The organism is Acidobacteriota bacterium (assembly GCA_040754075.1).
Lineage (GTDB): Bacteria > Acidobacteriota > Blastocatellia > UBA7656 > UBA7656 > JBFMDH01.
Genome location: JBFMDH010000006.1, coordinates 145,582 through 158,685, shown reverse-complemented (window position 1 = coordinate 158,685; position 13,104 = coordinate 145,582). Strand labels below are relative to the sequence as shown.

Genomic DNA, 13,104 nt, shown 5'->3' with positions numbered 1-13,104 from the left:
TCTGAGTGATTTTCTGTTCCAAATAAAATTTTTTTTGCGATGTGTAACGTTTCCCCGGACTCAAACGTGTTGTGGGTAGGAAGCAAATGAGATTGTTTTACAAGGAGATTTCTATATGTCATTGGAACCACACAAAACCGAGGTGATCGTCATTGGCGGCGGACTCGCGGGACTAACGGTAACGGCGTTTCTTGCAAGAGCCGGAAAATCGGTCAGGCTATTTGAACAATCACAGGAACTCGGCGGGCGGGCGCGCACGCAGGAGCAGGACGGTTTTCTTTTCAACCTTGGCGCGCACGCCCTCTATCGCGGCAGTTACGGTATAGAGGTTTTGCGTGAACTTGGGATTGAGCCAAAAGGCGCACAGCCGCTGACTTCAGGCGGATTTGCGATTTATGACAACACGAAACATACCTTACCGGCGGGATTTCTTTCGTTGGTGACCACCGGTTTGTTCAACTTTTCTGAAAAGCTGGAAGTCGGCAAATTGCTTGGCGCGTTGCCTAAACTTGATGCCAATGCGCTGATGAAGGTGACCTTAAAAGATTGGCTTGATGAAACGATTTCGCATGAAAAAGTGAAAGATTTACTCAGGGCATTGGTTCGCGTGTCTTCGTATGTCAATGCGCCGGAGTTGATGAGCGCGGGCGCAGCGATTGACCAGTTGCAGAAAGCTTTCAAAAAGAATGTGCTTTATCTGGATGGCGGCTGGCAGGTTTTAGTAAGTGGCGTGCGAGATGTGGCACGACAAGCCGGAGCGATGATTGAAACCAACGCCAATGTGAAACTCATCGAACGCGCAAGTAATGGCGCGGTGCGGGCGGTTCGTCTGGCGGATGGTCGCGTATATGAAGGGGATGTCGTCGTCATTGCCGCAAGTCCCACGGTTGCCGCCGCGCTGGTTGAAAACAGTAAGAGCACTTCGCTTGCCCGATGGGCGCAAGAATTAAACGTTGTGAAAGCGGCGTGTCTGGATTTAGCTCTGGAACGCTTGCCGGTTGAAAACGCAACATTTGCTTTGGGAATCGATAAGCCGCACTATCTTTCAGTGCATTCGGCAGTCGCGGCGCTTGCGCCTGAAGGTGGTGTGCTGGTTCACTTGATGAAATATTTGCCGCCTGATGAACAGGCGAAAAACGGCGATGTTGAAAGGGAACTCGAAGGGTTGATGGATTTGGTGCAACCGGGTTGGCGCGAGACCGTGGTGCATCGCAGATTTTTGCCTGCGCTCACCGTAACCCATGCGATTCCCACCGCGACGATGCGCGGAATCGCGGGCAGACCGGGACCTCAGATTGAAGATGTAGATGGGCTTTTTGTGGTAGGCGATTGGATTGGCAATGAAGGTTTGCTGGTTGATGCAAGTTTGGCGAGCGCCAGGCAAGCGGCGAACTTGATTGTTAAACGGAACGCGCCGCAACTGGCAAAAACTGCCTGAGGGATTAATGTTGATATTCTATTGAGAGGCGGTTTTATTCTGTGATAATTCGCGGTCAAAGACCGCTTGCTAAACCAGCCTTGAATTCAGGAGATAGGTTGCAGATTTTAAATTTTACAGAGCGAAAGAGATGGCAATAAGCGCGGAAGTTTTTGAAGCGAATCAATCGATGTTGTGGGGACTTTGTTATCGCATGACGGGCAACGCTGCCGATGCCGATGAGCTTGTGCAGGAAACCTTTATGCGAGCAATTGAACGACCGCCTGCGCGTTTGGATGAACCGCTTAAACCTTGGCTGATTCGCGTTGCCATCAATCTCAGCCGCGATTTACTGAGAAAGCGGAAACGCAGCCGATATGTTGGTGAGTGGTTGCCGTCACCTGTGCCAACTCAGGAAATAGAGCCGCTGCCATCTTATGAGCCATCCGCGCCGGATGAAGATTCGCCGGTGTGGCGATATGAAATGTTAGAGAGTGTGTCGTTCGCCTTTTTGCTGGCGCTCGAAGTCTTGACGCCAACGGCGCGCGCCGTGCTTTTATTGCGCGATGTTTTCGATTATTCAACCGTTGAAACTGCCAGGGCACTTGATATAACCGAAGCCAATGTCAAAGTGCATCTGCATCGCGCGCGCAAAGCTTTGCAAGGGTATAACAAAGAGCGATTGGCAGCGCGCGCCAATCTCGGAGACTTGACTCGCAAGGCGCTGGAAAAATTTTTGCTGTTTATGAAGACTCGAAATGTTGAAGGACTTGAAAAATTATTGACCGAAGATGCCGTGAGTTTTTCCGATGGCGGCGGCGATGTGTATGCCGCGCTTAATCCGATTCGTGGTCGTCGCAATGTTCTGCGGCTATTGTTCGGACTTGCCAAAAAAGGCGCGAATATACTGGACTATTCATTTATGACATTGAATGGGTTACCGGCTTTGCTAATCAAGGTGCGCTATGAAGGAGAGCATTTAGCGCCGCGTTTTAAAGCCGGTTTAGCTAAACGCTATACCTTGCATTGCGAAGTTGATAGCGAAGGGCGCATTCAAAAACTGTTCAGCGTGCTTGCGCCAAAAAAACTGACGGCAATTTAGTAGCGGAAGTTTGCCCCTTTTCTTAAATCCTTTACCTGTTTGGTAGCCGCTATTCTTGATTTACGATTCCCCTCCTGTGCGTTAAAATCATCAGCTTACTTTTAACAGATGGTAGATGTCCGAAGGTCGCGATTAGCCCGCCTGATGAAGCTAACATCTGATATTTAACAACTGACATTCATTCATTATTTGGAGGAATCATGGGTAGAAAAAAAATAACCGTCGTTGGCGCGGGAAATGTCGGCGCAACGACAGCGCAACGGTTGGCTGAAAAAGAACTAGGCGATGTGGTAATGGTCGATATTATCGACGGCATGCCGCAAGGCAAGGCACTGGATTTGGCGGAGACTGCGCCGATTGAAGGCTACGACGCTTTTACCATCGGCTCGAACGGTTATAAAGAGACCGCCGATTCCGATATTGTGGTGATTACTTCGGGACTGGCGCGTAAACCGGGAATGAGCCGCGATGACCTGTTGAAAACCAATGCCGGAATCGTCGGTTCGGTGACTGACGAAATCATGAAGTATTCAAAAAATCCGATTATCATTGTGGTTTCCAATCCGCTTGATGCGATGTGTCACGTCGCATTGAAGCATTCGGGGTTGCCGAAAAATCGCGTGCTGGGGATGGCGGGTGTCCTGGATTCAGCACGTATGCGCTGGTTCGTTGCTGAGGCGTTGAATGTATCCGTAGAAAACGTGACCGCCTTCGTGCTTGGCGGACATGGCGATACGATGGTGCCGTTGCCACGTTATTCAACGGTGGCGGGAATTCCTTTGCCGGATTTAATGCCCAAAGACCAGATAGACGCCATTGTCAAACGCACAGCCAGTGGTGGCGCGGAAATCGTCAGCCTCCTGAAGACCGGTTCTGCCTACTATGCGCCATCGGCAGCGGTGGTTGAAATGGTGGAATCGATTGTCAAAGACAAACGTAAAATTCTGCCCTGTGCCGCCTATCTGCAAGGCGAATACGGCGTCAATAACTTGTTTGTGGGAGTGCCCGTCAAACTTGGCAGCAATGGCATTGAAGAGATTATTCAAATCAATTTGACGACTGATGAACGCGCCGCTTTGCAACATTCGGCAGCCGCTGTTCAGGAGTTGGTGGATGTTTTAGGGCACTGAATTTTTCTAAAAAAAATCCGCACAAATTAAAAAACTTGTGCTAGAATTCAGCCTATGAAATGCCCAAAATGTTACAACCCCCTGAGGAAGGTTGCCACAACTGAAGATGCAGTTTGGTTCACCTGTCCTTTAGGTCACAGATTCCACTCAGAATCGGGTAGCGGGATCAGCGATGCTGAAGGTCATCGTTACGCGGTTTCAGAGTGAAATTGACAGCCGCCTTTGGAGAATAATCTGAAGGCGGCTGTTGGGATTTATTGCAGGTTTCGTAAAAGTTACTCGTCCGGCAATTATTTGGATATTATTAAATCCCAGCACGCTGCTTCAATCCATCGTTCGCTTAAACTTTATCATTCGTTATCCTTTTAAAAACTGCTTGTATTGCTGACCTGCTCTTGGTACTCTTTCACCATATATTTTGAGCGGATTAAAAGAAAATAACTTTTTAAGTGAAGAGGGGAAGATATATTTCACTTTAAAAAGTTTCGCTTAGCTTAGTCAGTGGGGAATCCATTGTTGATGTTAGAAAGCTGCGAAAGCAGTTCGGGTATTAGTGTAGGTTTAGAACAAGGGGAGTTTAATATCACATAAAGGAGGAATACGCCCATTAGAGCGGGGGCTTGTGGGAGTATTTATAGGACGATCTCTAAAGGGATAGCGTAAGCTGTTTGAGAGGGAGAGTTGTCTGTATTGGTTGCAACTGCAATCAAAAGCTCTATTGGACGAAAAAGTAGAGATGGAAAGGAGAACAGCTCAAGAGAGTTATGTTGATTTGATAGATAGCGGACAGTTTCTTGCGGCGGAAGAGATATTTTCCGAGCGCAGAACCGACGATCCCCTGGAAATGGTGGTTCGTGCCGAAGTCGCTAACTATTTTGGAAAATATGATGAAGCCGCGAACTTGCTGGATAAAGTCAAAGGTCGCGCCACCGATATCGAAGTTGCCTCACGCTTTTCCTTGGCGCAGGGACGATTGGCGCTTTCGTTAAATGACGCTGAGCGTGCGCAAACGCTTCTCCAAGGCGCTTACTATTTTTATACCTTCAAAGAAGATGCGTTTGGCGCCAGCCAGGCACTGCTGGAAATCGCCCGTTTGGAGCGAAAAACCGGACAATTTGAACAGGCTGCTGAAAAATTAAAAATCGCCGAAGCCAAACTCGCCGGTCGAGCCAGTAAAAAAGCCGAATATCTCAAAGGTCTCATCATCAGTGAACAGGCGGCGGTGCTGGCTGAATTGGGAGACCTCGAAGCCGCCAATAAACGTTATGAAGAGGCTTCAACGATTTTGAAAGGCGTTGAACGGGGACGCCATTATGCCTATACCCTGGTCGGCATTGCTGACCTCAAATATGCGCTGGGTGAGTTTCAGGATTCGCTGGAAATTTACAAAGAAGCCAATATTGTTTTTGAACGTTATGATTTGAAGCGCGACCGCGCCGAAAGCCAACTGAAACTGGCAACCGCGCTCATCAGGCTCAAACGCTTTGAACGCGCCGAGCGCATGGCGTTCGACAGCCGGGAAATTCAAAGCAATAACCCGGCGGGTGAAAGCGCCGCCCTTTCAGTTTTATCGTTTGTTTCTCTCCTGCAAAATGAAATTGAAGATGCCTTGAGTTATGCCAGCAAAGCGCTGGAACTTGCAGACCAGAGCAAATCGGCGGTTTCACGGGCGCGGGCGCGCATCTCACTCGGTCACGTGAAATTGGCTTCACACGATTTCCGAGAAGCCGCGCAATTTTTAGCAGAAGCTGCCGAAATCGCTCGACAGTCCAGTCCTTCATTGATTCTCAAGCGCGCAGAACTTGAAGCCACCATCTTTCTTGCTGAAGCCTATCATAATTTCGATACGCGAGCCGGTCGTGCGGAATTAACCCGGGCGGCAAGCATTCTCAGTGGTATCGAAGATACCTGGCTTGGCGAAGAATATGACCGCGTTTCTGCAAAATATGAAGAACAGATTCAATTCACCGACGATAACCGGTTGGTTTTTGACGGGAATCAATTGCCGCGCTGGCAGGAAGCCAAACGCACCCTCGAAGGGTTTCTCTTACGCAATGCCTTGCGTCAAACCAATAACAGTTTGACCCGCGCTGCGCGTAAACTCGGCGTATCAAAAGTTCACGTCCATAATCTCAAAAAGAAACATCATGTCGAGTAACCTCGATATTCAGCCAAAAAAAATTGAGGTCGTGAGTTTAATTGGCTCACGACCTCGTTTAGTAAGCTCTCTAATTATCTAAGGAAGGGTCGTTATAGGAGAGATGAAATAACTCTGTAACTTATTAACGGTCGCATTAAACGACGCATCAATCTATAAAATTCGTTATGATGACGTTGGCGCGGCGAATAAATATTTTCAAAATAATCAATGCTTGCCACGCGCATCCCGACATCGCGACCCAGACGCTCGCTCAAAAACCATTTGTGGTCTAAGATGCGATTCCAAATCGTCAGCGCCTCGGTATGCGAAAGTTTTACGCCCGCCAGCTTTCTCAACGCTTTTTGTTTGAGGTTATCCGGTTCGACAAGCGTCTTTTCAATAACATATTCCAACCTGAACGGTATCGGCATAAAAACTCCTTTCTCGTTAATGAAAATCAATTCGTAAGCCAACCGATTTTCAAAACTTTGAATCATCGTTCAGTGTGACAACCATAGAGTAACCCATACACTACGATTCGTCTAATTCATTGTTTTCATCACTATCATCAATTATGCTAATGTCTCATCTTATCATCAGGAGGAGAGAATGGAATTATCACATCTAAAAACCTTTCGGGTCGTCGCCGAACATTTGAATTTTACGCGCGCATCCGAACGTCTGCACATGACCCAATCGGCGGTCAGCCATCAAATCAAAGCTTTGGAATCGGAACTCGGCGAACCGTTATTTATTCGCGCCAAACGCGGCGTCAAATTATCACAAGCCGGGAAAATCGCGCTTGCCTATGCCGAACGCATTCTCGAAGATGTCGAACAACTGCGCGAAAGCGTATCGGGACAAAAAGCCAAACTTAAAGGAAGGGTTCGCGTCGCTGCCGCCACCCAGGCGTTTGTTTACCTTTTCGACCCGCTCTTTGAAGCCTTTATGCGGTCACATACCGGCATAGAAGTTTCTTACCGCACCACCGTCAGTACGGAACAAACCATCGCCGATATTTTAAATGGAGTTGCTGATGTCGGATTTGCCTCGCTGCCGATTTACTCGCCGAACCTGCAAGTCACCGAACTCTTTAACGATGAACTGGTTTTGGTTGTCGGTCGAAAACATAAATTTGCCCACCAACGCAAAATCCGGGTCGAAGAGATCGAACACGAACGCTTGATTTTATTTGAACGCGGCGCATCAGTGCGACGGGCGACTGACAATTTTTTCAAACAGGTGGAAATCAAACCCGACGTGGCAATGGAATCCAATGACACCTATTTCATTAAACGCATGGTTGAAAAAGGTCTGGGTATTTCGGTTTTACCCAGTTGGACAGTGCGCGATGAATTGAAATCAGGAAAACTCGCGAAGCTGAAAATCGAGGGTCACAATCTCAGACGCACGGTGGCAATGGTATCGCTTGGTCGCTTTCAGGCATCAGCCACCAGAGCATTCGTGAATTTTATTTTGCAAAACATCAATAAATTGCAGGCTATTGCCAAAGGCGAACCGAAAGATTGAGTTGAAGATCGTTTCAAAAGCCTGAACGAATCACTGCATCGCGCAATCGCGAGTGTTTTTGTTGTAATGCGAGATAATCGTTTTCGCTGCGCTGCAGTTTCGCCTCAATAATGTCGGCAAGGAGTTGTTTTTCGCCTGGCGTCCAGGTATGGAAATCGTTTATTAAAGCGAGCACCAGAGCAAAATTTTCAAACAATCGATGTTCGCTTTCACTGAAGGATGCGAGCTGGATTCGTAACTCGCGAGCGATTTCCTTGATCGTCACCGCTTTCATCTTTTTGGCGCTGCCGGCAAAATTTTTTGCGATGTGCTTTTGCAGGTTCAATCCGAGGTTGCGAATTTGAAAGCCATCCCAATCGCTTTCCGGTTTGTGCAATTCAAACACCAGGTGTCCTGCGGCAATTTTGCGAAGTGTGCGCGCGGGCGTTCGATAACCAGCGCGTTCATGCAAACGCTTTTCTTCCGCCTCAATGAGTTGTCGAATCCCCGGTTGCGTCGACCGAAAACCGAGTTTGCGATAAAACCAGAACGCGCCCGATTCGATGGCTTCTTCGTTATGAAAGCCGATTTGATACGGGTCAATCGAAAAATAGGTCACGCCGAACAGTTGATGAAAGAGTTTCAACAACCGCGCATAAAGCCAGGCGGTTTCGCCATCGCGAAAAGTGTAGTAAAGGTTGAAGCCAACCTCGCACCGCTCAAACAGCGAAAGCGTTTCGACATAGCCAACCGGAACGCCGTTTTTGAAAATCATTCCCGCGTGATAAGCGCGAAGTGGTAAACGCCATTCGGGCGCGAGTTCATATATGAACATTTCAACGCCGCGTCCGAGTTCAGCGTGCGAAACGCAGTTTGCATCGCCGTGAGTAAATCCATAGAGTTCCCGGTAACGCTCAACCGACGCGACGCGGGCAAGGTTAATCGCTTTCTTGCCTTGTGTTGAGGAAAGCTTTTTTACGCGAAGCGGTTTACCGGCAAATTCATCCGCTATCGAAACTTCACTTCGTTTAATGAGCGGCGTCGTATGATAGAAGAATTTTTTGGTCGCAAGTCGCAAACGGGTTCGTGACGCTTTCGCATTTTCAATGCGCCACCAGATAGGCAGATCAAGCGAATCAAAAAGCTCAGCTTTCGCTCTTTCACTTAAATCCAACTCAGCAAAACCGCGAATCATCCAGGCAAGGTCACTTCCTCGTTGTCCTTTTGCAGTTTTGAGCCAGGTATAATAAGGGACGTTCGCTTCAACTGAAGCATCTTCGTCAAGTAGCGGAATCAGACGCGGCAGTATCGCGCCAAGTCGGTCTTTTCGTTTAAAGGCTTGCCAATCGACTTCAGCGGATTGCGGAAATTGTTCAGCAAGGAAGCGGGCGATTTTATAAGAGAAGACCGCAGAGATTTCATTTCCTGCGATGCCCGAATACTCGGCGTCCCAAAACTCAGCCATATCAGCGCCATCGTCGTATAGCCTCTGAACCCGTTCCACAAAGTTGTTGAGCAAGGTTTCCGCTTGCTCAAGAATTTCGGCGCTTGCCGGATAAGCGCGCAAAAAGAGCAGGATTTCATGAAAGCGAATCAAGGTGCTGGCGTCTTGAAACCGGCTCCTGGAGAGCTTTTCAAGGCATTTGACGATTAGTGTTTGCGACTGGTCATCAAATCGCCGCTTCGCTTCTTCAAGTTGGTTGAGCAAGAATTCAATTGAATTAGGCATGGTTTTGAGTTTCTGGTTTCTGGTTTCTAGTTTAATCCTGATAATGCAAGAGTGATGGAAACACAAACTAGAAAACCAGAAACTTTCATAGCAAATATCTTCGCCTGACTAATTCGAGTGCTGCGGCAGATGCACGCCAGCGAATCAATTCGCGGTCGCCGAACAGGTTTAATCGTTTATTGGATGAGCCGGTGTCGTCGGCAAGCCCCACGTAAACTGTGCCAACAGGTGTTGCCTCGGTTCCGCCGTCAGGCCCCGCGACGCCCGTGATGCTGACACCAATGGTCGCACCGGTTTGTTCTTTGATGCCGCGCGCCATCGCTTCGGCGACTTCACCGCTCACTGCGCCGCTTCTATCGAGCATCTCTTTCGGCACATTCAACAACCATTGTTTAATTTCGTTGGTATAACTGATGATGCTGCCGACAAAGTATTTGCTGGCGCCGGGAATTTGCGTCAAGCGTTCGGCGACCAGTCCTCCTGTGCAACTTTCGGCAGTGGCGATGGTGTAACCTTTCAATTGCAGTCGATTGCCAATCACCTGTTCGAGCGATTCGCCCTGCGTCGAGTAGCAAAGCAAATCAAGTTTTTCTTCTAACTTTTCCGCCAGTTCGTCAACCCGCTCCTGCGCCCGTTGGATGGTGTCGGCTTTGGCAATCAAATGAATTTCGATGTCGGTGTTGGTGAATAACACGGTGGTGGTTACATCAGTATATTCTTTGTAAATCGGCGCAATCATATCATCCATCGCCGATTCGCCGATGCCTGCGACTTTCAGAAAACGTTTGGCGATGCGCACCCCACGCGAAAGTTTTTCAAGTTCGGGAAAGACATAATCATTGAACATCGGTTTATTTTCGCGTGGCGGTCCCGGAAGCAAGTAGATGAGTTTTTCATCCTGCTCGATTTTGAGTCCCGGCGCGCTGCCGTGCGGATTGGGCAACACGATTGCGCCACGCGGGACGAGCGCCTGGCGTTCATTATTGGGGGTCATCTTGAAACCCCGGCTCTCCATACGCTGGCGCAGGTTTTCGAGAATTTCATAATCCAGTTTGAGTTGCCGGTTGGTGACCCGCGAAAAGACTTTGCGCGTCACATCATCTTCCGTAGGCCCAAGCCCGCCGGTCGAAATAATAATATCTGAACGTTGTAAAGCGTGGGTGATGACGTCTTCCATAATCGCTTCGTCATCGCCGACGATGGTTTTCAGATGCACTTCGATACCGATGGCATTCAATCGTTCGGTGAGCCACAGCGAGTTGGTATCGACTCTAAACGGGGTGAGCATTTCCGAACCGATGGCAAGTATTTCTGCTTTCAACATAAGGTTTTCCTAAGTTCAAATAATTTTCTTTGGGTGCAGGGCGATCAACAGCCGCGCCGCTTAAATCAAATATCCGCTTATTGGCGTGAGCTTGGTTGATACAATCCTCTTTCAATGATGTAACGCGCAACCGCGTCGGGGACAAGTCCGGCAATAGGTGTTTTATTTTCGAGGCGACGACGAACTTCGGTTGCCGATTGTTCGCCGTAGGTTTTCGGGAAATCCAGAAACGCAATGCGAACGGCAAATTGCGCGGGTACGAATTTTTCAACCAGCGAATGAAAATCGTTTCGATTGGCGTTCAGGCGACTTGCAACAATCAAACGAGATTGTGCGAGCAGATAGGAGAGCGCCAGGTTGCGGTTTGCAAAATTTCTGTGATAAAGCCGTGTGTATTTGTCTTCCGGGTCAAGCACGCGCTCAAAGGTATCGAAGCCGAGGATGAAGTGCAACTCGGTTCCCGCGTCATAATGCGCGCGAAGGGCGTCGAGTTTATCAACAAAAAAAGCGTGCGAAGAGACCGCGATGGAGGTTTGCGCGTTTTCATTAAAAACCAACTCAAGCATTCGCAAGCGGTCAGCGATGGCGCATTCGTATTCGCTTTTATCGGCATTTGCGATTCCGGCAAGCGCGATGATTGCATCAAGCGAAAAATCAACCTTCGCTTGTTGCATAAGCTCAAGGTGGGCTGTGGTGACCGGATTAAAAGAAGCCGCAAAGATGCCTAAGCGTTGCGGTTTGATGGGCGCTTTTTTGATAAATTGAATAACTGGTTGTTCAGCGTGCCGAGCGGTTTCAATCGCCTGTTCGAGATTTCCCATCCAATGCAGTTTATACGAGGTGCAAGAGATGAGCCAACCAGACAAGCAGAGCGGCGTAAATTCCGGCGAGCACATCATCAGCCATCACGCCGAGTCCGCCATGAAAATTTTCGAGTTTGCGAATCGGGTAGGGCTTGGTAATGTCAAATAAACGAAACAACAAAAATGCCAGGACGATATTGAGCCACGAAGGCGCAAGCGCGACCGGCACCAGAGCGATGAATTGCCCGCAGATTTCATCAACGACGATTTGACCGGGGTCGTCCAAGCCTGTCGCTTTGCAGACGCGATTTGCAGCCCAGACACCGGCTGCGAAACTCACTAGACTCATTAGTGAAAAAAGAATCAGCAGAATTTGCGGAGATAACGGCAAAGCAACTGCCGCTACAAAAACCAACACACTTTCAATTGCCCCAAAGGTGCCCGGGGCTTTCGGCATAAGCCCCGCGCCAAACCCTGTTGCTATCAAATAAGCAAAACGGTCTATGGCATTGAAAGTTTTGAATTGAATGCTGGTGTGTTGGTTCATGAATTTGTGTCAGGCGTATTTTAATAGATGAAAATCATAATCGGCTGTTGTTGTACTGCCTATTTTATTTTTTCAAATCTTGCCCCGTTAAATCGCCATAATTCGGTTTGTTTTTCTATTCGCGTGATTTTGTCAGCTTTTACGGTGCAATCGGCATCATCGTTTTTATCAAAGCAATGCGTTACGGTTTTACGGATTTCATAATCATAAAATTTTGAGTTCAGGCGTAGAGGAGAAAGCTCGGACACCGATTTCACAACCTCGTACTGTGGATTTTCGCCTGGATACCTTCTTTCGACAACCGATTCGCTGAAAACCTCACGCAACTTATCGCCTTCGATTCTATAAAGCGACAGATAGACATCCCAAGTACGCGCAGGTAACCACATATGTTCAACGCGGAAACCTATCAACATCTCGTTGTCAGTGAGTTTATATGGCGCAAGGTCTAACGAGACGATAGGGTCATGACCGGTATAATAAATTGCATCCGTTCTATCTCTGGAAAAATCAGAGGGCATAGATTGGTTTGGCGGTTGTTTGGCAACGACAACCAATTGATTACCTGCTCTTTTGAGCACAACTAATGTTGCAAATATTCCGCAATTCCCGCACAAGTCTTTAAAATAATGGTCTGCTCCAGCAATATCTATGAGCGCCACTAAGTGTTCCTGCCCCTTCACTCTCCACAAACGCGCTTGATTGATACGAACCAATGAAGGCTGATTATTTTCATTCAAACGTGATGAAATTCTTCCCGTTTGAATGTCATAATCAGAAAACGTTTTCTTTAACACATCATCGTTTGAAAATGCGACAAAAGCGCCAGGTAGTTTTATCGGTTTAGGTTTTGCGCCGACCTCATCTTCGTTCCGGGCAAAAGATGGATTGCCGAACGAAAGCAACATCAACACATAAAAAATAGCCACCACCCTTTCGAGAGCGCCGGGCACGTTCGGGGCTTTCGGCATAAGCCCCGCGCCAAACCCTGTTGCTATCAAATAAGCAAAACGGTCAATTGGTTGGAAAAGCCTTGGTTGGATTAGCTCTTGTGGTCGGTTGGTTCCCATGTTTTTACCATAACGGTTTTACGGACGAAGATTGAATCTTGCTATCCCGACTGATAACCGGCGCTCCCAGAAAAAGTCCGGTTGCCGCAATGATACGGTCTGGCAAATCAGGAACTTCTGAACGGGCAATCAGTCGCATAGCTTTAACGACGTTGCTGTCCAAAGGAATTTCCACAAACAGCGAATTCGGCATATTTAAAGCATCAATGACACGGTCAAAGGCGGCAGAATCAATACGCCCTTTTTCGATAAGATAAACCATCTCATCTAAGGTTACGGAAGAGATGGCGATTTGCTCGCCATCCGTTTCTGCTTTATCCATCAATGCACCTG

General features: G+C 48.1%; 12 protein-coding genes. 5 read left to right on the top strand and 7 right to left on the bottom strand.

What is annotated here, in order from left to right; genetic code table 11:
* Positions 1 to 115: 115 nt before the first annotated feature.
* From AB1757_08885 to AB1757_08870, 4 genes are all read left to right on the top strand, one after another.
* Positions 116 to 1,438, top strand: coding sequence for an NAD(P)/FAD-dependent oxidoreductase (locus AB1757_08885; GenBank protein ID MEW6127141.1), 1,323 nt, complete (start codon positions 116 to 118; stop codon positions 1,436 to 1,438).
* A 130-nt stretch (positions 1,439 to 1,568) separates the two neighbouring features.
* A complete protein-coding gene (locus tag AB1757_08880) occupies positions 1,569 to 2,519 on the top strand; it encodes a sigma-70 family RNA polymerase sigma factor (protein ID MEW6127140.1) in 951 nt (316 codons plus the stop codon).
* Between the two features lie 200 nt (positions 2,520 to 2,719).
* On the top strand, positions 2,720 to 3,649 hold the full coding sequence (mdh, locus tag AB1757_08875) for a malate dehydrogenase (GenBank protein ID MEW6127139.1): 930 nt from the start codon (positions 2,720 to 2,722) through the stop codon (positions 3,647 to 3,649).
* A gap of 736 nt (positions 3,650 to 4,385) precedes the next feature.
* A complete protein-coding gene (locus tag AB1757_08870; protein MEW6127138.1) occupies positions 4,386 to 5,807 on the top strand; it encodes a hypothetical protein in 1,422 nt (473 codons plus the stop codon).
* A 92-nt stretch (positions 5,808 to 5,899) separates the two neighbouring features.
* Here AB1757_08870 and AB1757_08865 read toward each other — a convergent pair whose 3' ends face one another.
* The gene (locus AB1757_08865; GenBank protein MEW6127137.1) at positions 5,900 to 6,220 is read right to left on the bottom strand and encodes a DUF4032 domain-containing protein; all 321 of its coding nucleotides are present in this window, start codon (positions 6,218 to 6,220) and stop codon (positions 5,900 to 5,902) included.
* 178 nt (positions 6,221 to 6,398) lie between these two features.
* Here AB1757_08865 and AB1757_08860 point away from each other — a divergent pair, with 178 nt between their 5' ends.
* Positions 6,399 to 7,319, top strand: a complete 921-nt coding sequence (locus AB1757_08860; protein ID MEW6127136.1) for a LysR family transcriptional regulator — start codon at positions 6,399 to 6,401, stop codon at positions 7,317 to 7,319.
* A gap of 13 nt (positions 7,320 to 7,332) precedes the next feature.
* On the opposite strand, the gene AB1757_08855 is transcribed toward AB1757_08860, so the two are convergent.
* From AB1757_08855 to AB1757_08830, 6 genes are all read right to left on the bottom strand, one after another.
* A complete protein-coding gene (locus tag AB1757_08855) occupies positions 7,333 to 9,027 on the bottom strand; it encodes a hypothetical protein (protein MEW6127135.1) in 1,695 nt (564 codons plus the stop codon).
* An 85-nt stretch (positions 9,028 to 9,112) separates the two neighbouring features.
* The gene (locus AB1757_08850) at positions 9,113 to 10,351 is read right to left on the bottom strand and encodes a competence/damage-inducible protein A (GenBank protein ID MEW6127134.1); all 1,239 of its coding nucleotides are present in this window, start codon (positions 10,349 to 10,351) and stop codon (positions 9,113 to 9,115) included.
* Positions 10,352 to 10,428: 77 nt separating this feature from the next.
* Positions 10,429 to 11,250: a hypothetical protein gene (locus tag AB1757_08845; GenBank protein MEW6127133.1), complete on the bottom strand. Its 822-nt coding sequence runs from the start codon at positions 11,248 to 11,250 to the stop codon at positions 10,429 to 10,431.
* On the bottom strand, positions 11,183 to 11,701 hold the full coding sequence (locus AB1757_08840) for a phosphatidylglycerophosphatase A (protein MEW6127132.1): 519 nt from the start codon (positions 11,699 to 11,701) through the stop codon (positions 11,183 to 11,185). The genes AB1757_08845 and AB1757_08840 overlap by 68 nt, the downstream gene beginning before the upstream one ends.
* 59 nt (positions 11,702 to 11,760) lie before the next feature.
* Entirely contained in the window at positions 11,761 to 12,771 is a 1,011-nt protein-coding gene (locus AB1757_08835) for a hypothetical protein (protein MEW6127131.1), read from the bottom strand.
* A gap of 4 nt (positions 12,772 to 12,775) precedes the next feature.
* The gene (locus tag AB1757_08830) at positions 12,776 to 13,093 is read right to left on the bottom strand and encodes a PIN domain-containing protein (GenBank protein ID MEW6127130.1); all 318 of its coding nucleotides are present in this window, start codon (positions 13,091 to 13,093) and stop codon (positions 12,776 to 12,778) included.
* Positions 13,094 to 13,104: the final 11 nt, after the last annotated feature.